This is a genomic window from Arthrobacter psychrochitiniphilus (genome assembly GCF_003185915.1).
Taxonomy (GTDB): domain Bacteria; phylum Actinomycetota; class Actinomycetes; order Actinomycetales; family Micrococcaceae; genus Specibacter; species Specibacter psychrochitiniphilus.
In genome coordinates this window covers 99141-125692 of record NZ_QHLZ01000002.1, presented here as the reverse complement: position 1 = coordinate 125692, position 26552 = coordinate 99141, and the positions used below count along the sequence as shown (strand labels likewise).

Here is a 26552-nt window from a genome sequence, read left to right as displayed (position 1 = left end):
TCAATTCATTTTCAATCTGGCTGGCAGCGCGGGCACCAGTAAATGTCCCGGGCAGCACGCACCGGGAAGTCCGGATCTGCCAAGGTGGCGTACCGGATGGTGGCGCCGCACCTTTTGCACGGCTTTCCCGCCAAACCGTAGACCCACGCCGCTGCCTCACCGTGTGCCGGCCCGCCCGTGGTGGAACGGCCCGAGCGGTCCTTATTAGCTTCAAGCAGCCGCTTGGCAAGGTCCACCATGCGCGGCAAATTCGGCACTTCGCTCACAGGCCGCGCCGGATGAACGCCACCTAGAAAACATAGATCATTGCGGTAGACATTGCCAATCCCCGCAAGATTTCGCTGATCCAGCAACGCCAGCCCCACGGCCCTCTCCGGCCGGTCCAACAGGTTGTGCAAGGCCAATCCGGCATCCCAGTCAGCTCCTAGAAGGTCTGGACCGAGGTGTCCAACAGCCTCGCTGACCAATGCTTCCGGCAGCACTTCCAACGTGCCCAACGAGAACCCCACCGCCGTGGCCTGGCCCGTGGTGAGGACAGCCCGGGCCGTGAAGGCTGGCCGCCGCCACCGCGCAGCCCGGCCAGTGGCGCTAACAGGGTAAATATCCCAGTGACCTTCCATGGATAGATGGGAATGGATCACTAGTCCGGCCACATACATGAGCAGGTGTTTGCCACGCGATTGCACAGAGGTGAGCGTTGATCCTGCGAGGTCCAAGGTTGCGTACGCGGGCACCCTGAAGTCACTTGACGTAAGTACTTGTCCCTCCAGTACTTTCCGTAGGTCCCGCGCCTGCCGCCAGACGGTATCTCCCTCAGGCACGGATCCGTACCCCCTTGGGCGAGCCGTACGCGCCGGAGGCCAATAGTGCCGCGGCCAGGGGGGTGCCCAGAACATCGAGCCCGTTGACCTTTTCAATGGCCATTTTGTCGATGGCTCCTCGCCTGACCACCTGAACCAGTGCGGCCGCGGCGAGGGCAAGGCCTGGCTCCCTGTCACTAAAGCACAACAGCGTCCGCCCGCCGCGCTCCACATACAGAACCAAAACGCCGTCGACCATGACCACCAGAGCGCCAGCCTTGCGCCCCGGCCGGTGCCCGGAATCCAGCGGCGGCCACGGAAGTGCGGCACCATAGGGGTTTGCCGGATCGGTGGCTGCCAGGGCAAGAGCCTGCGGTGGACGCGGATTTGTGGTTGCGTCCTCGCTGAAGCTGCGCAGCCTATCCACCGTGGCAGAGACGGCGAATTGTGCTGCGCCCAAGTGCTCGATGAAGTAGCCGCGCCGGCACTTGCCGCCTTCCTCCAGCCGTGCCAACACCTTGTACATGAGCCCGAATCCGCCCGGGATTCCCTGGTTCATGACGGAGCCGCGCGTCACCACGCCGTACCTGTCCAGGAACAGCTCGGCGAGTGCGTGGCTGCGCAAGGTGGTCTGGGCACTGTCCATCTGGACACTCGCCCCCACTTCAGTGCCAGTGCCAACGCCGGGTAAAAGGCTCCAACGCCCTGCAGATAAGGGCGGCGCCCCGCGCGGGGTGCCCCCGGCCAGGCCGGGCCGAGCATACCGTCCGGCCCGGCCTGGTCTTAGCCGGGATGGCGGTGGCTTCTGCTTATGCGCTGTGTGCCCGCCCGCGAGCAGGGCACGGACCGGGGCGAAGGTGTCATTGCTGATGCGTCCGGACCAGAACAAGTCCCACAGTGCGGCGGTCAGCTCGGAATCGGAGGCCACCAGATCCGGCCCGTTGGCGCTCATTTCCCGCAGCTGGTGGAAGAAGTAGGCGCCACCGTTGGACAACGCCGTCAAGAGCGCAGACTGGAAGTCCGTGGGCTCCAAATCGGCAGGTGGGGCCAGCGTCAGTTCAGCGGACTCGGCCACGTGAAGGCTCAGCCAGCCGTCATTGGAACCGATGGAACCGGCGCCGGAGACCAGAACTTCCCCGGTTGCGCTGAGCTGATCGAGCATCGCGGGGGAGTAGTCGGCTACCCGGGCGGCCAGCACAAGGGGTTCCCATGCCGACGCCGGAATCGGTACCCCCGCCAACTGGTCCACTACCGTCAGAACCCCGTCTAAACCACGCAGGGCGGGGGTGCCGGAAGCTGCTGTGACATGCTGCCATGTAGGCAGGAATCGAGCAAATGCTGCAGCATTGACCGGCTCCACCTCGGCCCGCAATGCGGCGAGCGAGCGGCTGCGCAACTGCCGCAATACAGCAACGTCGCACCACTCAGTGCCACCCTCCGGATACGCAGTGCTGGACTCTGGACGGGTCAGTTCGGCAGGGCGGAACTCACCTTCCGTAACCCTCCTATCCGCTGCCAGCCGGGCCAGCCCGGAACGGACGATCGCAACACCTAATCCCAGCCTCGTTGCAGCTTCCGCCGTGGTGAACGGGCCGTGGGTGCGGGCATAACGGCCCAGCAGATCCCCCAGAGGATCCGCCACAGGTTCAATGAACGCCAGCGGAACGCCCATGGGCAGCGGGATGCCGAGGGCATCACGGAGCCGCGCAGCATCTTCAACGGCAGCGAAGCGCTCCTGCCCAGCCATGTTGATGCGCAGCGCCCGGGTTGCTACGACAAGCGCCTCCGCGTAACTGCTCGCCATGGCGGCATGGGCCGCAGCGGTTGCCAGCTCAGAAGTACCGGCCGGGGCAGGCGCACTGGGTGGGGCGGCGGCGGAGGGTGGGTTCCCGGCGTCGTGCAGGTCCTGGCTGGGCTCCAACACAGCTGGCGTTTCCGGAAGAAGCCGGGCAGCAATCTCGGCCACAGTGAGCGGGCCCAGCAGACGCAACAAATCCGCAACCCCCTCAAGGCCACGGACGCGGCGGTCTTGATCGGGGCCGGCGCCCGCGAGCCGCTGCAAGGCGGATTCAGTGCGGGTAATGACGGTGGGGTCCAGGAGCTCACGCAGTTCGGCTCGGCCCAGCAATTCATCGAGCAGGGCAGGGTCCAGGGAGAGGGCGGCGGCGCGGCGTTCGGCCAGCGGGGAATCGCCCTCGTACAGGAAACTGGCCACATAGCCGAACAGTAGGGACCGGGCAAAGGGCGAGGGCTGGCTTGTGGTGGTTTCCACGATCCGCAGTTCACGCCGTTCAATGGCCGCGGCAATGCCCTTCAGCGCGGGCAGGTCATAAACGTCCTGCAGGCATTCGCGCACTGTCTCCAGCACGATCGGGAACTGCGGGTACTTCCGGGCCACATCCAGCAGCTGGGCTGAACGCTGCCGCTGCTGCCACAGGGGCGAACGCTTACCGGGATTCTGCCGGGGCAACAGCAGTGCGCGGGCCGCACATTCACGGAAACGGCTGGCAAAAAGGGCGGAACCACCCACCTCGGCCGTCACAATGGCGTCTAATTCCTCGGGGTCAAAAAGGAACAGCTCCGCACCGGGCGGCTCATCATCCATAAGGGGAACGCGCAGCACAATGCCGTCATCGGAGGCCATGGCCGAGCCGTCCAAGCCGTAGCGTTCGTGCAGCCGGGCCGCCACTGCCAGAGCCCAGGGGGCATGGACGGGCATGCCGAAGGGGCTGTGCAGGACCACGCGCCAATCGCCCAGCTCATCATGGAAGCGCTCCACCATGAGCGTTTTGTCATCGGGCACCGCGGAGGTTGCCGCCTTTTGTTCCTCCAGATAGCTGAGCAGGTTGTTGGCCGCCCACTCATCCAGGCCCGTCGCTTCGCAACGTGCCAGCGCCTTTTTGCGTGGGGCGGCACTGACCTCGCGGATGAAGGCGCCTAGTGCCCGGCCCAGTTCCACAGGCCGGCCCAGCGAATCGCCCTTCCAGAAGGGCAGCTTGCCGGGCTGGCCAAAGGCGGGGGTGACCAGTACCCGGTCAAAGGTGATGTCTTCGATCTTCCAGCTCGTGGCACCGAGCGCGAACACATCACCCACCCGGGATTCGTAAACCATCTCTTCGTCGAGCTCGCCCACTCTCCGCCCACCCTTGTTGGCGGAGCCAGCGGCCCCCGGCTCCTCCGAACCGATAATGAACACGCCGAACAGGCCCCTGTCCGGGATGGTGCCGCCGGAAGTGACGGCCAGCCGCTGGGCGCCGGGGCGGCCAGTGATGGTGCCGGCGGTTCTGTCCCAAATGATGCGCGGGCGCAGCTCTGCAAATTCATCGGAGGGGTACCGCCCGGCCAGCAGGTCAAGTGTGGCGTCGAAGGCTGAACGGGGCAAGGCGGCAAAGGGCGCGCTGCGCCGCACCGTCTCAAACCAGATCTCAACATCCACGGACTCCAACGCCGTGGCCGCGACCGTTTGCTGCGCCAGGATATCCAGAGGGTTGGCGGGGATGGACAACGGTTCAATTTCCCCCGCAAGCATCCGCTCTACGGTGACGGCCGAATGCAGCAAGTCCGCTCGGTGCTTGGGGAACAGCAGTCCCTGCGAAATCTCGCCCACCTGATGCCCGGCGCGTCCTACCCGCTGCAGCCCGCTGGCTACCGACGGCGGGGATTCAACCTGGATGACCAAATCCACGGCCCCCATATCAATCCCCAACTCCAGGCTGGAGGTGGCCACCACTGCCCGCAGCCGTCCCGATTTCAGATCGTCCTCGATCAGAGCTCGTTGCTCTTTGGAGACCGAACCGTGGTGGGCTTTGGCGAGCACATTCGGTGCCCCTGCCACGGACCCGGCCTGTGCCATCATCTCGGCGGGCAGCCTGGCCGGGGACTCCGCAGTCCGCCAAGGGTCCGCGGGGGAGGGGTCCGCGGCCGACGCGGCGCCACCCGGCGCGTCACCACCGGGCGCGGCGCCACCCAGCGCGGCAAGCTCGCAGCGCTCCACATAAATCTCATTGAGCCGGCCCGTCAGGCGCTCGGCCAGGCGGCGGGAATTGGCAAAGACGATGGTGGATTTCTTTGCCAGGACGGCGTCCACAATTTTCTCTTCCACATGCGGCCAAATGGAGGCGTTGGGTGCCAGACCGGAGGCGGGCCCGAGATCGTGGCCCGCGGCAAGCGCCGGCAACTCGGTCATATCGGCAACCGGGACCGTGACGGCCAAGTTCCAGGTCTTGGTGCTGGCCGGGGCAACGATGGTCACGGGGGCCTGACCTCCCAAGAAGCGGGCCACAGTGGAATGCGGCTCCACAGTGGCGGAGAGACCAATGCGCTGGGCGGGTTTTTGCAACAGAGCATCCAGGCGCTCCATGGACACTGCCAAGTGGGCTCCGCGCTTGCTGCCAGCCACGGCATGGACCTCATCGATGATGACGGTGTGGACATCACGGAGAGTTTCTCGCGCCTTCGAGGTCAGCATGAGATAGAGCGATTCCGGGGTGGTGATCAGGATGTCCGGCGGATGGCTGAGCAGGCGGCGGCGCTCGCTGGTGGGAGTGTCGCCGGAGCGCACGCCAACGCTGATGTGGGGCGCTTCCAGACCCAGCCGCGCGGCAGTTTGCGTAATGCCGATTAGCGGTGCGCGCAAGTTTCTTTCCACGTCCACGCCCAAGGCCTTCAGGGGTGAAATATACAGGACGCTGGTGGCGCGGGGGCCCTGTGTATTGTCCGCGTCCCGGCCACCTGCAGCACCGGTGACCGCACCCAGCTTGCCAGTGCTCAGAGAGTCCAGGGCCCACAAAAAGGCGGCCAGCGTCTTTCCGGAACCAGTGGGCGCCACCACGAGAGTGTGCGCTCCTCCGGATATCGCATCCCAGGCCCCGGCCTGTGCCGGAGTGGGTGAGCTGAACGCGCCCAAAAACCATTCGCGGGTTGGTTCTGCGAATTGATTCATGACCGGCTTTTGGCTTCTAACATCCACGGCTCCATCATGCCGCATGGCACCGACATATTGCGCCAAAGGATGAGGGAAAGGATATTCCTAGGCAAAATTTTGGCGGGGAGCGCAATTGTGGTGCGGCAGTGTCGGTGCCGCGCGGTAATCTATCGGTAGGAGCGGCAATGGGTGCCGATGCCGGTCCGTCATTACAAACGTGCCAGCTGATGCTCCACTTGAGAGAACCTAGGAGGTCAGGGACAATGAAGGTACGCCATATTGGCAACAATTGGTTCCCCTTGCTGGGTATGGCACTGCTTTTTTTGCTCTCCGGAGCCATCAGCATGGTCACCGATAAAGGCAACGGGGCCGACGCCGGATTCTTCGCCGTGGGAATGCTCGTTGTTGGCGCAGTGAGCGCTCTGTGGCTGTGGAAGCACCCGTCCTGGTGGATTGCTCCGCGCAACCACTATTTGTACTTGGCAGGTGGCACTGCACTAGCCGTTGCCGTAAGTATGTTGCTGCCATTTTTGAATGGCACAGGTCCCTGGCTGGTGCTAGGTGCCGCACTTGCCGTGTACGGCTACTTTGAACGGTTCAGGCTGCTCATGACAGTGGGCGCAGGGGTGGCTTTGGCGGGCTTGCTGACAGCGGTGATCCATGCAGAGATTATCGGTGGCGCGCTGCACCTGGTGAGCACCGCCATTTTGGCAGTCGGGGCCAACAGGCTGCACATCTTGCGCCATGGAAGACGCCGGGAATCGGCCGACAGCGAGCCCGACTTCATCGGGTCCTTCGAAGAATTCGACCCCAACGAGGCCCTGCGTCCGTAGCTGCGTGCTATTGCGTGAACGCGCCGATGCTCAGCAATTTGATGTCTTCATTGCTGCACGCCGTCAAAGTGCGGGAGATGGCAAGGCTGTCCGTGGCGCTGGGCGGATACACCAGAATTGACTCTGCCTGCACTCGCTGGCAGTTCTGATAATTGCCAGCCTGGGTGTAGCGCAGGGTGGCGCCGGCGCTGTCTCCCGGAGCCAGTGTGATGGGCCCCTTCGATGGCGCCTGCGGGTCACGTTCTGCTGGTGCCCCGATCGGGGTGGTACTGCCAGCTGCCACCATGGAAACTCCCGGGTAACCGTCCAAAATACATGGTGCCGCTGACGAGTTTGTGAGGACCAGGGTCATGTAAATGTGCCCAGCTGCGCCTCCGCCGCTGTCATCCAGGGCGCCACTCAAAGAGGACGCGGGACACAGCGGTACACCTTGGTCTGTGGGCGTGATGGGGGCAGCGCTTGTAGGCGATACCGCGGACGACGGCGCCTGCCCAGCTGAGGGGGATGGTGTACCTGCGCTGGGGCTGGCCGTGGTGGCTGTGGTGGCAGCGCTGCTGGGGCGCGGTGAGGCTGTGGAGTCCCCGGAACTCTGCGCTCCACACGCAGCCAGTGAACTGCCTAGAAGGATCATGGAAGCTGCCGTGAGCAGCTTTCCCCACGAGTACTGCTGGACGGGGGTGCGTTGTGGGGAAGTCATGCCCCTACTTTTCCGCGCGAAGGTTAATGAGTCAACTGGCCCCGCCGTGTGCGGTTTGATCGGGGCTGGCACACTTTCTCCATCCGGAGTGTCAGCGCAGCCGTGACAAAGCAAAAAATGCTTCTCACGGCTGCGCCCACTTACCTTGGCAGATGGTGATAGTTTGCTGCAGCCCGCCAGTCATCTGGGTGGGGTGGCCAGCGGGGTGCCAGGCGGAGTTATTTCGTTACGCCTTTTTGCTGGTGCGCAAAAATGCCAAGCCGCCCAGAACAAGTCCGGCCAGCCCCGCACCCAAGCCGAGCCAAGCGGGCCAGGCGGTACCGGCGTCGCTCTTCTGAACGGACGCGGCAGCCCCGGGGGCGGCGTCAGCGGCAGGGGCGCCGTGCCCGTCGCCCTCCGCCACAGCCGCGGTGACGGTCAGCTCGGGGGCAGGGGCGTCCACGGAGTCATGGTCCGCACCGGCGGCCGGAATTTCCTTCCAATCGGTTTGTCCCACCTCGCACTTTTGCAGTGTGGGGAAGTGCAGGGTGGTTCCCACCGCATCAGGCAACTGCACGGACAAGGTGAAGGTGTCCCGCTCATGGTCAACCAGCGGGGTTTTAGCTGTGTAGGTGATGGAAGCCATGCGTTCACTGATCTTGCTGCCATTGGCCAAGGTGCGCGGAGTGTCCAACTTCTCGCTGGTGGTGCTGATGGTCCAGTTCGGGTTGACAGTGGGGGTGGCGGAGTTCAACTCATCGGGCAAGGTGATGGTCAGCGCGGTGGTTGGCGAGCCATCGCAGCCATGGCCCACCGAAAAAGTGACCAGTGAATAGGATCCGGCCGCGGTTTCTGTGGGAGTGGCGCTCACGTGGGCAGACGCGCTGCCCAGGCCCAACAGCATCAAGGTGCTGGTGGCGCCAACGGCGAGGGTGGTTTTGAGAGTGCGTGAAAAACGCATGATGAAAGCCTTTCGAATGGGCGGGTGCGCAAAAAATTACGGGGTAATGGCACCCCGCGACGAGTTCGAAGGGTGCTAGGCGAAAATTGCTACTCCGGCAGGTGGACCACGGCGGGTGTTGGCACGCAGATTGCGCCACGGCAGGCGGGGCAACGGGCGTGGCATGATGGCTGGCCGGCTTGATTTTGCCGGAATTTCAAGCACAACAGCGGCGCTGCGGTACAGTGGGCGCAGCCAGCCCGCGAGTGCCCAGAGAGCGTCCTCACCATAGGCGAGCAGGACGGCCGCGGCGAGCGTGGCAGCGATGTGGGCCGCCCACATCCACGGTGACATTTGCACTGTGTGGCTAAGGTTCTCAATCCCAGAGCTTGCCAGCGGGACGGAGGAGGCCATCATGGCGGAGGCGTGTTCCTCAGCGGACATGCCGTGGTGGCTCATGGCCGGCGCTCCGGGGGCAACACCTGCACGGACGCCATGGGAGAGCATTTCAAAGCTCTGATGCAGGACCAGTTGGCTGCTCGCCAGCAAGGCCACCATGGTGGCGGGCGAGATTTGGAATCTGGTGGCGATCGTGGAGCACAAAATATGTAGTGCCATGATGGCGACCATGATCGCTGGAGCGGGGAGTGTGCCGCCGCCCAAAAGGTGCGCCCCTGCTGCCAAACCGAGGATGGTGGTAGCTACCGCCGTGGTACGGAGCAGTCTGAAGGGAGCGTGAGGCACCTTGCTCCTTTCCATCGGTTGACCACTGAAGTTTAGCGAGGGGAAGTGATCAGGGTAAAGTCGGGCCGCAAACGTGTACGCCATCTGACGTTGCCACGCCGGGGCGGGACAGTTCAGGGCGGGAATTTTCCGCCCGCGAGGCTGTTGCTTCGGGGGGCGTGGAAGGGGGAACCGGCGGAAAGGGCGGAACAGGGGGAACAGTGGGTACTGGAAGAATAGGGGAGGAGCCGGGCAGGCGGACGGTGAACGTGGTGCGCCCAGGGGTGCTGGCCATGGATACGGTGCCGTCATGGGCGAGCGCCATTGCCCTCACAATACTCAGCCCCAAACCGGTACTGCCAGATGTTGCGGTGCGGGCCTGATCGGCGCGGGAAAACCTGTCAAAAATGATTTTTTGGAACTCGGGGTCAATACCGGGACCATTGTCAGAAACTTCCAAAAGGGCTGAGCCGTCGGTAGCTTGGGACAAGGCGATATGCACCTCTGTTCCTGCGGGTGTGTGCTTGGCAGCATTGGAGAGAAGGTTCAGAAGTATCTGGCGCATCGTGGTGGCCTCGCAGGCCACGTTCACAGGTTGGTCCGGAACAGAAAAGCTCCAGTGGTGCCCAGGAGTGGCCACCTGAATATCGCGTACGGTCTCCAGAGTCAATGGCCCTAAATCTACGGACACTGCAGGTATTTGTTGTCCGGGGTTCCTTGGCCCGCCCGCTGAGCGGGCCTCGTCCAGCCGGGCAAGTGTCAGTAAATCTTCCACAAGCCGGCTCATTCGCACTGACTGAACCTGCACGCGGTCCAAGGAGATTTGCCCGTCGGGGCTCAGTTGCTCGGTCATGGACAGCAATTCGGCGTAGCCGCGGATCGCTGTCAGGGGCGTGCGTAATTCATGGCTGGCGTCGGCCACAAAACGGCGCAACTTAGTCTCACTGTGTTGACGTGCCTGTAAGGCGTGGGACACGTTGTCCAACATGGCATTGAAGGCGTACCCCACATTGCCTACTTCTGTCCCAGGACTAGCCGCCGCGGCCGGGACCCGGGCACTTAGGGCGACCTCTCCGGCGTCGAGCCTGAGCGTAGAGACTTGGGTTGCGGTGTCCGAAAGCTGCGCCAGGGGGCGCATGTTGCGCCGGATGATGGTTGTCCCGGCCCACCCCAGCGCCAGCAGCCCTGCCAAAGAGACCAGCACAATGGAGAGCACCAGGGCGGAGAGGGTTTGTTCGGTGGCGGCGAGTGGCAACCCGGTAATGAGGACGTCGCCATTGGGAACAGCTTCAGCTTGCAAAAGGTATCCGCCGATGGAGAGCTTCTTGGTGCGCTGCTCGCCGTTGGGGGAGAGCTGGGCCAAAATGTCAGCATCTGCGGTGGTTAATTGTTGTCGGCTGCCCGTGCCGGAGAGGATACCCGCATAATGCACTACGCCGCTGCTCAGGACCGCGCTCAACTGGCCAGCGCTGGTTGCCCGTGCGTTGAGGGGATCGGGAGGGTTGGCGCCGTTTTGGCTTGTATAAAAGGCAACTGTGCGCACTGACGCTTGTTGCAGGGAAGAATCGAGCTGGTTCCGCACCGTCATGCTCAGGGTTGAATAGCTCACCATGCCCACCAGCGCACAAATGACCGTCAGGAGAGCCAGCATGACGGCAACGAGCCGGGTGCTTAGATGCCAGGTGGAGGGGCGCAAGGCCTGCCACGGCTTGGTGCCGGTGATCAACATGGCTTGATCACGTAGCCTGAGCCCCTGACTGTGTGAATCATGGGCGGGTTCTGGGCGTCAATCTTTTTGCGCAGGTAGGAGATGTAGAGCTCCACAATGTTGCTTTGGCCGCCGAAATCGTAGTTCCAGACGCGGTCTAAAATACGGGCCTTGCTCACCACATGGCGGGGGGTTTCCATCAGAATTTTCAGTAGCTCGAACTCCGTTGCGGTCAGGTTGATCTCGCTCCCTGCGCGGCGGACTGCCTTAGTGTCCTTATTCAAGGAAAGATCTCCCACGGTTAGGACCCCAAAGTTCGCAGCCGTGATGCCAGAACGGGCAACAATTCGGTGCAGCCGCAGCAGTACTTCCTTCATGCTGAAAGGTTTGCTGACATAGTCATCACCGCCGGACTGCAAACCGGCCACTTTATCTGCCACGGCATCTTTGGCGGTCAAAAACAAGGCGGGGACCTCGGGGTAGATGGTGCGCATTCGCTGCAATAATTCCACCCCATCCATGCCCGGCATCATGATGTCCAAAACCAGCACGTCCGGGGCAAAGTCGCGGGCGATCTTCAGCGCCGCAAAGCCGTCATTGGCCGTGGCCACGTCCCAGCCAGAGATTTCCAGGCCACGGCGCATCAGATCCGCTAATTCTGGTTCGTCATCCACCACGAGTGCGCGGATGGGTTCGCCGTCGGCGCGGGTGAGCGTGGGCAGGGCGGCCGGTGGTGTGGGCGTCTCTGATGAAGGGTTGGCCATGCCTTCATTCTCGGGCATCGAACCAGACAGTAGCTGGATGTTTACTGGGAGTTCTATGTGTCAGCGGGGTGGCATTTATTCGTGGTGGCGGGAACTTCCGGTCTATCCGGGGCTTTTAGTGGAACGTTAGTTGCACACAGAACGCACAAGAGCCCCCAGCCGGTGCCGGGGGCTCTTGTGGAAATCTTTTAGGGTTAGAGACCGAACCAGATCAGCCCGAAGAAGCCGGCGATGCCGATGAAGACGGTGACGGCTCCGATCACAGCTCCGGACCGGCTGCCGTTGTCCTGTTCCTGCGCGCTTGCTGAGGACTTGTTTTGCGTTTGGGTGCTCAATGACATTCCTTTGTTTGAAGGCCCAAGGGGCGTAGACCGGGATCGGCGGCTGTGTTGCCGCAGGTGCTTTGCAGGCAACTAAAAATATTCCACCGGCAATAGCGGTGACCCTTCCAATCTACCAACGGCCGCCTGAAAGGCCCAAACGCCGCCCAGTTCCCTGTGCGGCGCCTAGCCAGTGCGCCGACAGCATCGAGTGCGCCGAGGATCTCCGGCGCCTGCTAGATGCGGTTGGCGGAGCAGGTACTGCTTGATCCGGTGCACCGAGGAGTCGCTTAGGGCGATGACCTGATGGTCCCAACGGGCAACTGCCGCCTGGATGTCATCGACCAGCTGGCGGCCGTTCTGTGCTGCAGCAAAGAACGTCTCAGCCACGGCTGTGATGATGGCATTTGTGTTCCCAGCCCGGTACTCGGTCAGCGCGCGGAAATAGGCGTCAGCACGCTGGGCGAAGGCGAGAACGTCCGCCATAAGGCTGGGGATCCGAGTGTGGTGATGCGGCACAAATGTCGCAGCGTGGCGGGAGATGCTGCCGCCGCCAACCCCAACCTGTTCATTGCGCCAATGGCCTGTGCATTCAGGAGTAGTGTCCCGCAGCAGTGCATCGTGCATCGTACATCGCGATGATCGAGTCCTAATCCAACTGGTCTGAGCGCGAGATGGTCGCGGTTATGACACGAACGTTTGCGACCACGAGCCGTGCGTTGTCGGACTTTGACCGGCTTATCTCCGCGAGAGCCACTTTGCTGGCGCTGGGGGTGAGGCTCTCCGCCTCCGCACTGGAGACAGACTCCCTGCGCAGCAAGATAGGCGCGAACGGGGCGGTAATCATTCCGGCTTCAGCGTCGAACCTGGCGAGAAGAGGAGCGCAGTCACAGCTTGCGGGGACCTTGCGTGAGATTCGATGGCAGGCAAGCGCAATCTGCACCGAAAACGCACCTGATAATCCCTAAAAATGACGAAAACCCCCGGTTTCCCGGGGGTTTTCATTGGCGGTGACGGTGGGATTTGAACCCACGTTAGGCTCTCACCTAAACAACATTTCGAGTGTTGCACCTTCGGCCGCTCGGACACGTCACCAACGGCTCAACCTTACCGGGTCAAAGCGCTACAACAAAAATCATGGGCCCAGGGTGCACAATGGTGCCATGGACAGCGCAACGCGACGTGCTTGGAGCTGGCACAAACAAGGCCTTGACGGGTCACTGGCCGGCAGCGACGCCGCCACGGTGTTGAGCCTGGCGGGCTGGGCCCGCTCCGTGGGCGGCGCCAACCCTTACCTGACCTTGTACGCCCGTGCTGGCATTCGCCGGGAACAAGCTGATGCCGACGTTGCGGCCCTGCGCATCCATGAACTTCCGACGGCGCGCGGCTGCACCTATGTGCTGGGCGAGGACGATTTTCCGTGGGCGTTGTCGCTTGGCCGGGGCGCCGCTGAGGCAACGGTGAAAGTGTTGGACAAGCTCGGCGTCGAACGTGGAGAAGTGGCCGCGCTGGAGGCGCAGACCCTGGAAATACTCAGAGACGCCAACGGCCCGCTTGATCCGAAACAGCTCAAGGAACAGTTGGGTGAGGCGGTGCGCAGCCTCGGCGATGCCGGTAAGAAGAAGGGTGTAGCGACCACGCTGCCCACAGTGCTCGGGCTGCTGCAAGCTGATGGCCGCATTCGCCGCGTACCCGTCAACGGCAGGCTCGATCAGCAGCGCTACGCCTACACTGCATGGGATCTGAGCCCTGTCCATGAATCGGGAGAGGATGCGCGCGCCATGCTCATGGAGAAGTACTTGGGGTGGACCGGCGGGGCAACGCTGAAGCAAACCCAGTGGTTCACAGCCTTCACCGTGGCGCAAACAAAGGCGGCGCTGGAAGCTGTGGACGCAGTAGAACCTGAAGGGCTGTGGATGCTGCCACGGGATGTTCAGGCAGCCGAAGATTTCACCCTCCCGCCAGAGGAGCAAATCCAGTTGCTGGCTGGCTCTGATTCCCTCTTCCTGCTGCGCCGGAACGCAGTGGAGCACTTTGCCGGTGATGACGGGGACCGTGCGCTCCTGAACACAAAAGTTGCCCTGCAGGCCGATCTGCCGGATCACCCCATCGTGGACCGCGGGCGGATCATAGGGCTGTGGCAGTACGATCCAGGCGGGCAGAGAATTGCCCACTGGCTCTTCGAACCACCGAGCGCCCCCGTGAGCCAACGCATAGCCGAGGTGGAGGAATTCATCCGCGAAGACCTGGGAGATTTCCGCTCCTTCAGCCTGGACTCGCCCGCGAGCCGGCAAAAACGCATCGACGCACTCAACGCGGCGGCCGGGCAACGGTAAGGCGGCCGTGATGCGAAAAGCAGCAGGAATTGTGGCGGCAGTGCTGCTCCTGTCAGGAACGGGCTGCGGCCAGCCGGTCGGAACCTTTGGGGGCGACGGCTGCATGCCGCCCTCGTTCTCGCTCAGCGCCGATGCTGCCCGCCCCGGAGAGTCTTTCACCATCAGTGCCGATGATGCCACATGCAACCCTCGCTATGGTGACACCGCGCAAATCCAGCTCGAAGTCATGGATGGCTCCGGTGTAAAGATTGTGGACACCCTGGCTCCCATGAACGACGCCGGCGGGTTCAGTACCGCCGTGACCCTCCCCGAATCTGCCGTCCCCGGCACAGGATCTGTGGCTGCCTTCCCTTATAACCTGGACTGGTGCGATGACACGGGGCGGAACAATAGGGTGGGCCATGGCGCAGCAGAAATCCACAGGGCTTCCTGTGTGCTACCCTCGCAGACGCTTACCATCGAGCCCTAAGAGCAGCCACTGAACCATTTTCTGGGGGTTGCTACTGAGGCCGCAGGCTACTAGCGGTGGATACTAAAGAAATCCCTTAACAGTGCCGCGCATTCGTCCTCGCGCACACCGGGGAACACCTCCACCCAGTGGTTGAGCCGGCGCTCACGCAGCACATCAAAGACCGACCCAGCAGCACCCGCCTTTTCATCCCAGGCGCCAAAAACCACGCGTGGAATCCGGGCCAGAACTATGGCGCCGGCGCACATGGTGCAGGGCTCCAATGTGACTACCAGGGTGCAGCCGGACAGGCGCCACTCACCCAACTTTGCGGCGGCCGCCCGGATCGCCACTACCTCCGCATGCGCCGTGGGATCGCCATGGGCTTCACGCTCATTGCGGCCCACCCCAAGGATTTCCCCGTCCGGTCCAAGCACTACGGCGCCAATGGGCACATCCGCCGTGGTGAGAGCCAACTGTGCCTGGTCAAGGGCAAGACTCATCCAACCATCGTGCAAAGCCGTGGTGGTTGTCTCTATTGGGTAGAAATCAGAGGTGTTGGGCACGGCTCAATGGTAGCTTTTATTCATGCGCGTATTCGTTGCGGACCATCCGCTTATTGCCCACAAGTTGACGGTCCTGCGGGACAAGACCACACCGTCACCTGTTTTCCGCCAGCTCACCGAGGAATTGGTGACTTTGTTGGCTTACGAGGCGACCCGCGGAGTGCGGGTGGAGCCGGTCAATATTGAGACACCGGTGACCTCCGCCGTGGGCACTGGACTGGTCAAGCCCACACCACTGGTTGTCCCGATTTTGCGCGCCGGGCTGGGGATGCTCGAAGGCATGACCCGCCTGCTGCCCACCGCCGAAGTAGGCTTCCTGGGCATGGCACGCAATGAGGAAACCCTCGAGGCCATTACCTACGCAGAACGCCTGCCCGAGGACCTGACCGGCCGTCAGGTGTACGTGCTGGATCCCATGCTGGCCACCGGCGGCACCTTGATTGAGGCGTTCAAGTTCCTCTTTGACCGCGGCGCCGCGGACATCACCTGCATCTGCCTGCTCGCAGCGCCGGAAGGTCTGGCGAAGCTGGAAGCCGCTCATGGCGGGCGTGACAACGTCCACGTTGTGCTTGCATCCATTGATGAGGGTCTCGATGAGAACTCCTACATTGTGCCGGGCTTGGGCGACGCCGGCGACCGCCTCTACGGCGTGGTGGACTAACTCTCACCGTTAGCATGCGGCTCACGGCTGTGTGAGAGGACGGGCTGGAGGGACACTAGAGGGATTTTAGCGGTGTCCAGCCCACAGGGCGCGGGCCAGTGATGGCCGCACGTTCTTTGTCTGCGGCTGCGGACCAGCCCTGCGCTAGACATGAGCCCAGTGCGCCCACGGGCCCGCGCGCTACCCGGAATCCCACATCCTCAAGGACCGCATCCGGGGCGCTGCCCCGGCGGACCGAGGCCCGGGGACTCCACGGCGGATCATCCCAACCGGCGCCGCGCAGGCTCCTGTACTCGCCGTAGCGGGCCGTGTCCGCGTAGTCCCAGCACCACTCCCAAGCGTTGCCGATCATGTCAAACAGGCCGTAGTTATTGGGTTTTTTGCCGGCGACTGGTTGCGGCCCGTCAACCGCGTCCAGGGCAGTCCACGCAATCTGGGCCAACTCGCCGTACACCGCGGAGAGCGTCCCGCCACGCGCGGCCCACTCCCATTCGGCCTCGGTGGGCAGGCGGTATCCTTGTGCTGCCACGTCCCACTCGACGCTGCGCCCGCAGATTTCATAGGCCGGGGTGAAGCCGTCTTGCACCGAGGCTGCATTGCAAAAGTCCACGGCCTGAAACCAGGTGAGCCCATGCTGTGGAAGCCCGACGGCGGTTGGCGGGGTCCCGCTATGCTCCATCACCTTGTGCCACTGGGCTTGGGTGATCTGCGTGCGGCCCAGAGTGAAGGGCGCCAGGGCCACCTCGCGGCGTGTCCCGGAGCGGGCATTACGTAAGGTGATGGTGCCGCCAGGAATCTCCAGCGTGTGCAGGATTAGTACCAGCCCACGGATTCGGAGTGGCCCCAAGCGCCGCAGGGTGAACCGTACCGGCCCTGGATGTAGCCCATTCCCCAGCGAATCTGAGTTTCATAATTTGTGGCCCAATCACTTCCTGCGCTGTCCATCTTGTTGGCAGGCAGCGACTGCGCGATCCCAAAGGCACCGCTGGAGGCGTTTTCGGCGGAGGTGAGCCATTCGGACTCGCGCTGCCACAACTGGCTCAGGCAGCTCATCTGATCTGCTCCCCAGCCGAAGGATGCCAGCTGGGATGAGGCGAAGGCCCGAGCTGCAGCGGGGTCATCCACGGCGCCGGCACGAGCTGGCGGGGCGGGTGTCTCTTTCGCCACCGGCTTGACCGCTTCCGCTTCGGCTTTGACAGCGGCGGCGGTAGGGCCGGACGTGGGGGAGGGCTTTGAGCTGACAGTGATTCCGGAGAAGCTGATAGCTGCGTCGGTAGGAGCGGAGATGGCAGGGGCGCCCTGATCTACGGTTGACGCCAAGCTGCCAATGGAGCTCGCCGCGGCATCATCACTAGATGAATGCGAGGCCACCGAGCCTGCCGCAACAAGAACACCTACGAGCGATGCGGCTGCCACGCACTTGGTGGCAGTGGCGAAGGCCGAGGTGCGCAGGACAGAGGGGCGGCGGCTGGCAGGCTCGGCGCGGCGACGGCCGCGCTGGGGGGTTGAAGACATGGAGGAGCCTCTCTACGCCTGCGAGGTGAGCTGTCGGGAACGGACTAGAGAATCCGGCCGTGCAATGGTCCGTGGCAGCTTTCACTGCTCACAATCGGCTGTTATTGCACTGGCTTAACCCCAAGGGCTTCCAAGTGAGGAAGGCCCGCAAATAATGGGTCCCCCGTCTCTGCCATGGAGAAGTTGGGAAATGGGCGGGGGCAGAGCTCGGCGATCCGTCCATTGATGCCAAGAGCCGATGGTGGCTCAGCGGGCACTTCTGCCAGCGTAACCGAACCGGAACCCTATGTCACATTATGGTAACGACCTTTGTAGCGGGTGAGCCACGTAATATTTACTTAGCAATGCTAAGGATCTAGAGTTGCAAGGAGGATATATGAAACTAGTTTCTAACTAGGCAGATTTGCAATGAGGTAGATGAGCACTGATGGCTAAGACTTCCCAGCACAATACCGCCCCTGACGGCACCATTTTGGACCACACCCCTGATACTGGCCCCTTAGCCGCGGAACTGCGCGTGGCAGTAATGCGTACTTCGAGGCGGATCCGGGCTGAGGCAGCCACCGGGGAACTTAGCCCCGGGCGCTATTCGGTACTTGCCGGACTCATGGGTGCGCCCCGCACTGTGGGAGAACTGGCCGCCCGGGAACAGATTGCGGCCCCGTCCATGACAAGGATCGTCAACGATCTGGTGGTGGCCGGTTTTGTGAGCCGTGGGGAAAACCCGCTGGACAAACGTCAGGTACGTATTAGTATCACCAGCCTTGGAAGTGCGGCCCTGCTGCAGGCACGGTCCATGCGGACTGCGTGGCTGGCGCAGCGGCTAGCGGCGCTTACTCCCGCACAGCAGGCCACGCTCCATGAGGCCTCAATGATCCTGCAAGCGATGAGCGCACCAGAGATGGGCATGCAAGAGGTGAAAGCCTAGATGAACTCCATGTTCCGCGCCCTGAAAGTGCATAACTATAGGCTCTGGGTAACAGGGGCTTTGGTGTCCAATATTGGTACGTGGATGCAGCGTGTTGCCCAAGACTGGTTGGTTCTGACCGTTTTGACCCACAATTCCGGAACGGCTGCCGGCATCACTACGGGCCTACAGTTCCTGCCCATTGTCTTCCTTGGTCCCTACGCCGGGCTGCTCGGTGACCGGGTGAACAAGCGCAAGTTGCTGCTCATCACACAGACAGCCATGGGACTTTGTGCGTTTTTGTTGGGAATGTTGGTTGTTACGGGGGCTGTACAACTGTGGCATGTATATGTACTGGCACTTCTTCTGGGTGTGGCCAGTGCCTTTGACGCACCGTCACGTCAGGCCTTCGTCTCTGAGGTAGTTGGAAAGGACGACATACCCAACGCAGTTGCGCTGAACAGTGCCTCCTTCAACTTAGCTCGGCTGGCAGGCCCCGGCGTTGCCGGTCTGGTCATTGCCCTGGTGGGCACGGGCCCCGCCTTTCTTATCAATGCCGCCAGCTTTGCCGCCGTCATCTTTTCCTTGTGGCGGATGCGTACCGCAGAACTTGTCCCCGCGGTACATGTGCCCCGAGCCAAGGGGCAGATCCGCGAAGGACTGGTCTATATTCGGCAGCGGCCAGATCTTCTGATGATCATGGTCCTAGTATTTTTGGTGGGCACCTTTGGCATGAATTTCCAGATCACCAACGCACTCATGGCCACCAGCGTGTTCCACTTGGGACCAGGGGAGTACGGGTTGCTCGGCTCCGTCATGGCGATTGGCACGCTGGGTGCGGCCTTACTGGCGGCCCGGCGAAAGAACATGCGCATGATGTACATAGTTGGCGGTGCTTTGGCCTTCGGTGTCACAGTGGGCATAGCTGCCCTGATGCCGAGCTACGTCCTGTACGCGCTGGCTCTAATCCTCGTGGGGCTGGCCTCATTAACATTCATGAACGCTTGCAACACCACCGTGCAATTGACCACCGATTCTGCCATGCGGGGCCGGGTGCTTGCCGTGTACATGGTGGTCCTTCAAGGTGGGACACCCATTGGGGCACCACTTGTTGGTTGGATTGCCACCGAGTTTGGGGCCCGGTGGTCACTGGGGATGGGGGCCGTTGTGGCGTTCGTGGCGGGCCTGGCCGCACTGTTCTTGATGAACAGGCGCAATAGTGTGCGGCTGCGGGATCAATTCAAGAGTTTGCGGCCTGCGTGGATGGTGCGGGGACTGCGCCACACGGCGGGATAGCCAGAGCAATCGGCAATCGGCAATCAGCAATCAGCAATCAGCAAAAGTAAACAGTGAGCGCCCGGGGTCCTCTAAGTAAACATCTGTTTACCTAGCGTGAAAATCTGGGAGAAAGCTGGGCGGACCGGCCAACTTGCCGAGGGCATCTTAGCCATGCTTTTGAACGCGCTGAATAAATTTGTACGAATTAGCATATTGATCGAACTTATTGATCTCAAAGCACTCAATAATGTTATTTTCTTTGACCCAAAGCGTCATATGGTCACAAAGTGAGAGCAAAGCAACAGTATCGGCTTGATCACAAATTAGAGCACAATCTCACATCGTGGACACTTTGGGGCTATGTTACTTGCAAGTTCCCTTTGTTACGTAGGACACTGGCAAGTGTGAACACCCACTCAGTAAATTCTGCAGCCGCAGCAACTGCCCGCCTCGGATCGACCGGACGGTTTACGCGTGGTTGTCGAATGCAGTCCTAGCTCACAATCCTGGCAGCCATCCCAGCGCACCACGCGTTGGGTACGTGCAGCTAGTCTTTGCCCTTGGGTCGGCTCTGGAGACAGGGCTTTTCGGTTCTGTAGGGGCAGAACCACAGGAAGCATTCGCGCCGTCCTCACACGGCCATACACCTAGGTAGTTCAATGTCAGTAGCATCCGGATACGTCCACATCTCTGTCCGCAACGCCGCCAAGGCCGTTGCCCGCAACACCAGCCAAGGTGCTGGATACCGCAGCTCACACCAAGAGCACGCCGGCTACCGCGCCGATACTCCCAGCGCCGCTGCCCGCTTGCGCGCCGTCCCGGCCGCTGACAGCAACCCCATGACGGCGCCCACGCCCGTTATTGCCGGCGGCGAGGCAGATGTGCTCCGCGGCGTCAGCCCCGATAACGTTGCCCGCGGCTTTGTGCTGTACGTGGGCGTGGATGAGGACACGGCCGCCGCTGCGGGAACGTCCTTGGCCAAGCTTGCACAGGACATTCGTGCTTACGCCCAGACCCTTGTCCCGCAGGCCCAAAGCTATGCAGCGGTGGCGATTGCGCCGTCGGACGCGGTGGGAACCCCGCTGGACGTGGTCCGTTCCACCTTCGGCGATCCCACAGTGGCCAGCCGCCAGCGTCAGGAACCCGTGCGCACCCCCGCCGCGGAACAGCGCCCCACTGGCGTGTTGATTGATCTGGCCCGCCGGGAAGTGCACCTGGACGGCGATACCCTGAACCTCACCTTCAAGGAGTTCGAGCTGCTGAACTACCTTGTGGAAAACGGCACGCGTACCGTAGGCCGCGACGAACTCTTGAGCGGGCTCTGGTCCAACGCCGATGAGGTCCCCAACGAGCGCACCATCGACGTGCACATCCGCCGCCTGCGCTCCAAACTGGGCCGCCTGGCCAACACCGTGCGCACCGTCCGCGGCGAAGGCTACCGCTTCTACGAGCACCCCGAAGTGGTTGTTTGGGCTGCGCCGGAATACTCCATCTAACGCCCATAACTGAAGGCTCTAGTAGCGCTCCTGAACATGCACGACGGCGGATTCCCCACCTGGGCGGGGAATCCGCCGTTGTGCACTTCTAACACTCACTAAACTAGAAGAATGAGCGAACACCACATTAAGCGGCTGATCCTAATGCGCCACGCCAAGGCGGCATTTCCGCTGGGCGTAGAAGACCATGACAGGCCACTGGCCCAACGTGGCCACACTGAGGCGCCCCTGGCTGGCAAATGGCTGATGGAAAACTCGGTGGTCCCGGACTTTATCCTGTGCTCATCAGCGCTGCGCACCCGTCAGACGTGTACCTGGGTGTGCCAGAAGCTCGGCGAGAAAGCACCCACCCCCAAGCTGGAATCGGGCCTCTATGCGGCCGGAGCCACCTCGATGCTTTCGGTCATCAATCACGTGCCAGAAACCGTGGGTACCCTGATGGTGATCAGCCACATGCCAGGTATCCAGTCGCTGGCGCTGCGGCTGGCGTCGCGGGAATCAGACCAGGACGCCTACATGGATCTGGCCTCAGGGTTTCCCACGAGTGCGTTTGCCGTGTTTGAGCACAGTGGCGACTGGGCCACCCTTGACGGTCAGGACGCCACGCTGGTGAACTTTGTGGTGCCGCGTTAGCCACTCTGCCGGGTGGTCTCTGGTGCGCCTCTGGTGCGCTTGGGCCGCTGCCGGGTGGCTCAGGCCTCCATCTCGGGCATGAGGGTTTTCAGTGTCCAGGTCTTCTTCTGGTGGACGGCTGCCCAGGCCATCACAAAACCGAGGACCATGTAGCCCAGTAGACCCAGGACTATTGGCACCAGCGCTGCAATGTCAGAGCCGTAAATCAAGTGGCGCATGCCCTCCACAACATGGCCCATGGGCAGTACTTGGTGCATGATGTGCAGGGGTTCTGGGGTTGTCTGCCAGGGGAAGGTGCCGCCAGAGGAGACCAGCTGGAGCACCAGCAGGATCAGCACCACGAACTTCCCAGGTGTCCCCAACAGGGCCACAATCCCCTGGATCAGCGCCGTGAAGGCCAGCGAGGCCAGCATGAGCAGGCCCAGGGTGAGCCACGGGTGGCTTGGTTCCAGCCCCAGCCCAAAGTGCACCACGGCGTAGAGCAGCAGCGCCTGTGCGGTGGCCACCGCGGCAAAGGGCAGCCAGCCGCCAATGGCAATCTTCCAGGACGGGGCGTTGGAGGCCAAGGCCCGCACCGTCAGCGGACGCATCACCTGCACCAGCATGAAGGCGCCAATCCACAAGGCAAGCACCAGGAAGAACGGTGCCAGACCTGAGCCGTAGTTGGCCGCCTGGGCCTGGGATACGGAGTCAATGCGGATGGGATCGGCAATGACACCCGCCGCGTTCTCCTTGTCCTTGTCATTGGGGTTAGGAACCGAGCCTGAGCCACTGCGCAATTGCTTGGCCAGTTCGTTGGCCCCTGAGGAGATTTTGCTGGATCCTGACTTCAGATCACCCGCGCCGGTATCCAGCTTCTTGGCGCCCGCTGCCAGCGCTTCTGCGCCATCTAGGGCCGTGAGCTGACCGTCAGCAAGGGTGCCGGCGCCTGTTGAGAGTTCCCCGGCCCCTGCGTGGGCTTGCTCAATAGCCGTGGTGAGCGCCGGCGTAGCGCCTGCCAATTTTTTGGCCCCGTCGGCAACCGCAGCGGCCCCGGTAGCGAGCTTTTGCACATCTTCAGCGCTGGCGGAGAGCTGGTTTTTCACATCGACAATGGCGGGGCTTGTGGCGGCTGTCTCCAGCCGGGTACGGATCGTGCTTGCTTGTTCCTGAGTCAGAGTGCCGTCCGTGACCAGCGAATCGAGCTTGTTGTTGATGGCGGTGTTGACGGCGTCGTCAAGCTTCTCGGCCGATCCAATGGCGCCCTGAACCTTAGAGTTCAAGGCGGCGTTGCCTCCTGAAACTGCTGCCGCACCATCAGAAAGTTTCTGCGTATCCTCGGGTAGGGCGGACGTTTTCGTCTCCAACTGGCCCAGCCCGGTGTTCAGTGCAGAGGCCCCGGCCTGCAGCTGCTTGGTCCCGGCCACCAGGTCCTTTTGTCCAGCTGCCAGCTGCTCGGCTCCCGTGAGGAGATCCGAGGTACCTCCCTTGAGCGTGCCCACCCCGGTGTCCAATGTGGCGGCTCCGTCCGCCAACTGTTGCGCCCCGTCAGCAGCCTTCACAAGCTGCGCATGGATGGTGCCATAGCCGGTGAGAAGGGAGTTAGCGGTCTGTTCGCCTACCTGCTGGGCAACGGAGGCATGAACCTGGGTGGCTACTTTATCCACAATGGAGGTCAGCAAATAGTTGTTGGCGTCATTAGTGGTCACGCTCATCATGGCCTGCGTGGCAGAATCGAAGTTCTCTGGAGACGCCAGATTCGTTGAGAAGTCCTTGGGGATGATCAGGGCAAAAGCGAATTCACCGTCTTTGACCCCATTGTTTGCCTCCTCGGGGGTGGCCACGAGTTGCCAATCGAACTTGTGGTCTTTGATGAGGGTTTGGGCAACTTCTTCGCCTACCCGCAGTTCCTTGCCGTCCTTAGTCACGGCGACTTCGTCCTGGACCACTACCGCGGCCTGGAGCTGGTCAAGGTTGCCGTACGGATCCCAATTGGCGTACAAATACACGGCCCCATAGAGCAGCGGGACCATCACCATGGCCACAATTGTCAGCTTGGGCAGGATCCCGCCCGTCATGCGCTTGAGTTCGGATAAGGCCAATCGCAGGATGGTCATTAGCTTTCCTCTGGATCGCTAGTACGCTCAAGCACGACGCCAGACCCTGCCGTGGGCTCAACATCGTCACCCATGCCGGTGGTGGGGAGTGAAACGGTCTCTTCCGAAACGGTGTCAGGGAGGCCGGAGGCCGCTTGCGGGCCAGGATCGGAAGGCCGCGAAGACGATTCCAGCCCAACCCCGCCTGTATCCTGCCCGGCCTGATCGTCGGCGTCCTCGCTACCATCCCCATCGGCTTCCCCGTCAGCGACACCGCCGGCAATATCCTCACCGGCAACAGCCGTGGGCCCGTTCCAGTCCGAGGGGATGCTGCCCACCACGGCTACCACGATGAGTGGCCGCAGCGGGGTCTCGGAGCTGGCGTCAGCGCCGCGTCCCAGTTCGCCGGTGGCGAGACGGGTGAGGAGGGGGAGCCAGGCGTCGGTGTTGGCTGTGTGGCGGTCGGGGGAGTCGATGACCACCAGATCCACGCAGCTGTCCGCGAGGGCGAGCTCGAGTTGGAGGTGCAGGAGCCGTCCGGAGTCAACTTCTTCCACCCATTTATCCAGGATGTCCCGGAAACCGTGTCTAACCAGCCACTCGGTGGGGCGGGTTCGGTCACGGAATTTAAGCGGGACTAGGGCCAGATCTTCCGAGGCGAGGGAGCGGACCGTGAGGTGGTGTTCTGGCGCGTTGACCTCGGGGGCATCGATGATGGCGCTGCGGCGCCGCAGCGTGGCCATGGAGCCCTCATGTCCCATGGCGACGGTGCCGGTGGAGGGTTTCATCCGCCCTGTCAGAGCCAGGGCAAGGGCTGTGCGGCGTGATTGGCCGCCTGCCTGAACCAGGAGCAAATCGCCCCGAAGTGCTTCCAAGGTGGTGGCTGGCAGCAGAGTGTGATGCCGGCCGTCAATATGCAGCTGGTGGGTGGTGAGCATGTGGGGCGCTCCTTTGACAGGGGGGGTGAGCTGGATAAAAATATCAGAACCGACTAGTCAGTGCAAAATTTTGTGGGATGCTCACATGTCACTGTTCCATATGAAGCGCTTCTCAGGTTCCCTCTGACGGGTCAAGATGGCAGGCGCCGATGCGCTCCGGCACACCACGCAAAAGGCCCCCTCCGCCGTCGTAAATGACGGGCAGAAGGGGCCTGCGGCGGGAAACCCTAGGCGTCCAGTGCTGCCTTGAACCATCCGGTGATGGAGGATGGGTGCGTAATGGCCGTGCCCACCACTACGGCAAAGGCGCCGGCATCCATGGCTGCGCGGGCCTGGGCGGGGGAGTGGATGCGGCCTTCAGCGATGAGCGGGGCCCCCAAGTTGGCGGCGGCAATCTGGGCGATCAGCTCCAGGTCCGGGCCGTCAGTTTTGGGCCGATCATCGGTGTATCCGGCCAAAGTGGTGCCGATCAAATCCGCCCCAGCCTCGGCCGCGGCAACGGCATCTTCGAAGGAACCACAATCTGCCATGACCAGGGAGTTCGAGTTCGAGTGCACGCCCGCAATGGTCTCTTCAAGGCTCAGGCCGTCAGGACGGGGCCGGCGGGTTCCGTCAATGGCCACAATGTGCGCACCGGCGCTGGCACAGGCGAGAGCATGGCGCAGCGTGGGGGTGATGAAGACGCCGTCGTGCCCGTCTTTCCAGAGCCCAATCACGGGAACTTCCACGGCGGCCCGGGTGAACTGGATGTCCGCAATGCCCTGGACCCGGATGGCCGCAGCGCCTCCGGTCACGGCTGACGCCGCCACCTGGGCCATGGTGCGAGGATCGCGCATGGGTTCGCCCGGGTACGCCTGGGCGGACACTACAAGCTGCCCGGCAAGGGCATCAAAGTTGGTCAATTTCAGTGTCATCGTGACTCCTAGAAAAGCTGAAAAAAGTAATTTAGTGGTCAAGGACCAGGGATGCTGCGCCCACAATGGCGGCCGTGTTTCCAAGGCTCGCACGCACCACGGGCACTTGGGACAGCGGCGCCAGAAGTTCAGCACGTAAAGCCGTTTCCATACCAGCCCACCACAGCTCGCCGGCGTCCGCCAGTCCTCCGGAGACAACAACCACTGCTGGGTCCAAAATGTTGATCAATCCACCCACTGCTTGCCCTGCTGCCGTGGCAGCTTTGGCGATGACACTCAATGCCAGATGGTCCCCTGCTCGGGCTGACTCAAATACGGCCCGGGTGTCCGCCAGTGTGGCACTTCCGCCATCGCGGCGGTAGGCGGCGTGGATGGCCGGGCCTGAAGCAATGGCTTCCACGTGGCCCACGTGGCCGCAGGAACACGGTAACGGGGTGCCGCGGTGGACCGCCAATGGTGAGGCGAAGTGCCCCATGTGGCCACCCACAAAGTGTTCGCCAAGAACGGGCTGGCCGTTAATGACAAAGCTGCCGCCTACGCCCGTTCCAAAAGCGACCATGAGTGCGGTGGCCGCGCCTGCGCCGGCCCCGTGGCCGGCCTCGCCCAGTGCGTGGGCATGCACATCATTGACCACGGCGCAGGGCAGTCCCAGCCGCTGCGTCAGCCCCGCCGCGATAGCGGTTCCACTCCACCCCAGAATGGCGTCGGTGGCCGAGATGACGGTGCCTTCGGCGGCGTTGATGACACCGGCAGAACCCACACCCACGGCCTCGACAACAGCGCCTTTGGCGGCTGCGCTGGTCACGAGGGAACGGACCAGCGCGGCGGTGGCATCCAAGATGGCCTCGCCACCATCGCGGTTCAGGGTGGGAATTTGCTCCGTGAGCAGGACCGAGCCGTCACTTGCCACAACGCCGGCAGCTGTTTTGGTTCCGCCTAGGTCAACGCCAACTACGTACCGCATGTAAATTCCTTCAAGTTCAAATCAAGCAAAAACAAGTGCTCCCCAGCCGCGTTTCTGGGCCCATGCCCGCGAGGGGCTAGGGCCCAGGAACGCGGCTGGGGAGAGCTTGGGGGAGGGCGTGGGTGGGCCCACG

24 protein-coding genes, 1 tRNA gene and 1 riboswitch are annotated in these 26552 nt (G+C 62.5%); of the genes, 8 read left to right on the top strand and 17 right to left on the bottom strand.

What is annotated here, in order from left to right; translation table 11 throughout:
• Positions 1-11: 11 nt before the first annotated feature.
• Both CVS29_RS03925 and CVS29_RS03920 read right to left on the bottom strand, forming a co-directional pair.
• Positions 12-821 carry a DNA-formamidopyrimidine glycosylase family protein gene (locus CVS29_RS03925; RefSeq protein WP_110105044.1) on the bottom strand — a complete coding sequence of 270 codons (810 nt, stop codon included), beginning with the start codon at positions 819-821 and terminating at the stop codon, positions 12-14.
• Positions 814-5742, bottom strand: a complete 4929-nt coding sequence (locus CVS29_RS03920; RefSeq protein ID WP_110105043.1) for a DNA glycosylase AlkZ-like family protein — start codon at positions 5740-5742, stop codon at positions 814-816. Before CVS29_RS03920 ends, CVS29_RS03925 begins: the two co-directional genes overlap by 8 nt.
• Positions 5743-5987: 245 nt before the next feature.
• Here CVS29_RS03920 and CVS29_RS03915 point away from each other — a divergent pair, with 245 nt between their 5' ends.
• A complete protein-coding gene (locus CVS29_RS03915) occupies positions 5988-6557 on the top strand; it encodes a hypothetical protein (protein WP_110105042.1) in 570 nt (189 codons plus the stop codon).
• 7 nt (positions 6558-6564) lie between these two features.
• Here CVS29_RS03915 and CVS29_RS03910 read toward each other — a convergent pair whose 3' ends face one another.
• The 8 genes from CVS29_RS03910 to CVS29_RS03875 all read right to left on the bottom strand — a co-directional run bounded on the left by CVS29_RS03910 (position 6565) and on the right by CVS29_RS03875 (position 12783).
• Positions 6565-7254 carry a DUF4232 domain-containing protein gene (locus CVS29_RS03910; RefSeq protein WP_110105041.1) on the bottom strand — a complete coding sequence of 230 codons (690 nt, stop codon included), beginning with the start codon at positions 7252-7254 and terminating at the stop codon, positions 6565-6567.
• Between the two features lie 226 nt (positions 7255-7480).
• Complete coding sequence (locus CVS29_RS03905) at positions 7481-8194, bottom strand: YcnI family copper-binding membrane protein (protein ID WP_110105040.1); 714 nt, start codon at positions 8192-8194, stop codon at positions 7481-7483.
• 75 nt (positions 8195-8269) lie between these two features.
• A complete protein-coding gene (locus CVS29_RS03900; RefSeq protein WP_110105039.1) occupies positions 8270-8917 on the bottom strand; it encodes a hypothetical protein in 648 nt (215 codons plus the stop codon).
• A 49-nt stretch (positions 8918-8966) separates the two neighbouring features.
• Entirely contained in the window at positions 8967-10625 is a 1659-nt protein-coding gene (locus CVS29_RS03895; RefSeq protein WP_110105038.1) for a sensor histidine kinase, read from the bottom strand.
• Positions 10619-11368, bottom strand: coding sequence for a response regulator transcription factor (locus CVS29_RS03890; RefSeq protein WP_110105329.1), 750 nt, complete (start codon positions 11366-11368; stop codon positions 10619-10621). Before CVS29_RS03890 ends, CVS29_RS03895 begins: the two co-directional genes overlap by 7 nt.
• Before the next feature lie 194 nt (positions 11369-11562).
• Positions 11563-11703, bottom strand: a complete 141-nt coding sequence (locus CVS29_RS18345) for a hypothetical protein (protein WP_170120888.1) — start codon at positions 11701-11703, stop codon at positions 11563-11565.
• Between the two features lie 171 nt (positions 11704-11874).
• Positions 11875-12315 carry a hypothetical protein gene (locus CVS29_RS03885; protein ID WP_110105037.1) on the bottom strand — a complete coding sequence of 147 codons (441 nt, stop codon included), beginning with the start codon at positions 12313-12315 and terminating at the stop codon, positions 11875-11877.
• 378 nt (positions 12316-12693) lie between these two features.
• A tRNA-Ser gene (locus CVS29_RS03875) sits at positions 12694-12783 on the bottom strand.
• Positions 12784-12851: 68 nt separating this feature from the next.
• On the opposite strand from CVS29_RS03875, the gene CVS29_RS03870 reads away from it, so the two are divergent.
• A complete protein-coding gene (locus tag CVS29_RS03870; RefSeq protein WP_110105328.1) occupies positions 12852-14024 on the top strand; it encodes a DNA glycosylase AlkZ-like family protein in 1173 nt (390 codons plus the stop codon).
• A 10-nt stretch (positions 14025-14034) separates the two neighbouring features.
• Complete coding sequence (locus tag CVS29_RS03865; RefSeq protein ID WP_245932055.1) at positions 14035-14493, top strand: hypothetical protein; 459 nt, start codon at positions 14035-14037, stop codon at positions 14491-14493.
• A gap of 50 nt (positions 14494-14543) precedes the next feature.
• Here the strand turns inward: CVS29_RS03865 and tadA are convergent, their stop codons facing one another.
• The gene (gene tadA / locus CVS29_RS03860) at positions 14544-15038 is read right to left on the bottom strand and encodes a tRNA adenosine(34) deaminase TadA (protein WP_281268034.1); all 495 of its coding nucleotides are present in this window, start codon (positions 15036-15038) and stop codon (positions 14544-14546) included.
• Between the two features lie 22 nt (positions 15039-15060).
• On the opposite strand from tadA, the gene upp reads away from it, so the two are divergent.
• Positions 15061-15699, top strand: a complete 639-nt coding sequence (gene upp, locus CVS29_RS03855) for a uracil phosphoribosyltransferase (protein WP_110105035.1) — start codon at positions 15061-15063, stop codon at positions 15697-15699.
• A 55-nt stretch (positions 15700-15754) separates the two neighbouring features.
• On the opposite strand, the gene CVS29_RS03850 is transcribed toward upp, so the two are convergent.
• Both CVS29_RS03850 and CVS29_RS18620 read right to left on the bottom strand, forming a co-directional pair.
• The gene (locus tag CVS29_RS03850; protein WP_245932054.1) at positions 15755-16546 is read right to left on the bottom strand and encodes a formylglycine-generating enzyme family protein; all 792 of its coding nucleotides are present in this window, start codon (positions 16544-16546) and stop codon (positions 15755-15757) included.
• Positions 16513-17214 carry an aggregation-promoting factor C-terminal-like domain-containing protein gene (locus tag CVS29_RS18620; RefSeq protein ID WP_179442322.1) on the bottom strand — a complete coding sequence of 234 codons (702 nt, stop codon included), beginning with the start codon at positions 17212-17214 and terminating at the stop codon, positions 16513-16515. Before CVS29_RS18620 ends, CVS29_RS03850 begins: the two co-directional genes overlap by 34 nt.
• A gap of 3 nt (positions 17215-17217) precedes the next feature.
• Positions 17218-17421: riboswitch (cyclic di-AMP (ydaO/yuaA leader) on the bottom strand.
• 220 nt (positions 17422-17641) lie between these two features.
• Here CVS29_RS18620 and CVS29_RS03840 point away from each other — a divergent pair.
• The 4 genes from CVS29_RS03840 (at position 17642) to CVS29_RS03825 (ending at position 21528) form a co-directional block, all read left to right on the top strand.
• Positions 17642-18142, top strand: coding sequence for a MarR family winged helix-turn-helix transcriptional regulator (locus tag CVS29_RS03840; RefSeq protein WP_110105034.1), 501 nt, complete (start codon positions 17642-17644; stop codon positions 18140-18142).
• The gene (locus tag CVS29_RS03835) at positions 18143-19417 is read left to right on the top strand and encodes an MFS transporter (protein ID WP_170120887.1); all 1275 of its coding nucleotides are present in this window, start codon (positions 18143-18145) and stop codon (positions 19415-19417) included.
• Positions 19418-20058: 641 nt separating this feature from the next.
• On the top strand, positions 20059-20895 hold the full coding sequence (locus CVS29_RS03830) for a winged helix-turn-helix domain-containing protein (RefSeq protein WP_110105033.1): 837 nt from the start codon (positions 20059-20061) through the stop codon (positions 20893-20895).
• A gap of 111 nt (positions 20896-21006) precedes the next feature.
• Positions 21007-21528: a SixA phosphatase family protein gene (locus tag CVS29_RS03825; RefSeq protein ID WP_110105032.1), complete on the top strand. Its 522-nt coding sequence runs from the start codon at positions 21007-21009 to the stop codon at positions 21526-21528.
• A gap of 59 nt (positions 21529-21587) precedes the next feature.
• Here the strand turns inward: CVS29_RS03825 and CVS29_RS03820 are convergent, their stop codons facing one another.
• From CVS29_RS03820 to CVS29_RS03805, 4 genes are all read right to left on the bottom strand, one after another.
• Complete coding sequence (locus CVS29_RS03820) at positions 21588-23624, bottom strand: YhgE/Pip domain-containing protein (RefSeq protein ID WP_110105031.1); 2037 nt, start codon at positions 23622-23624, stop codon at positions 21588-21590.
• Positions 23624-24541, bottom strand: a complete 918-nt coding sequence (locus CVS29_RS03815; protein ID WP_110105030.1) for an ABC transporter ATP-binding protein — start codon at positions 24539-24541, stop codon at positions 23624-23626. The genes CVS29_RS03820 and CVS29_RS03815 overlap by 1 nt, the downstream gene beginning before the upstream one ends.
• Before the next feature lie 227 nt (positions 24542-24768).
• Entirely contained in the window at positions 24769-25455 is a 687-nt protein-coding gene (locus CVS29_RS03810) for an N-acetylmannosamine-6-phosphate 2-epimerase (RefSeq protein ID WP_110105029.1), read from the bottom strand.
• A 31-nt stretch (positions 25456-25486) separates the two neighbouring features.
• Positions 25487-26419 carry an ROK family protein gene (locus CVS29_RS03805; protein ID WP_110105028.1) on the bottom strand — a complete coding sequence of 311 codons (933 nt, stop codon included), beginning with the start codon at positions 26417-26419 and terminating at the stop codon, positions 25487-25489.
• Between the last annotated feature and the right edge of the window lie 133 nt (positions 26420-26552).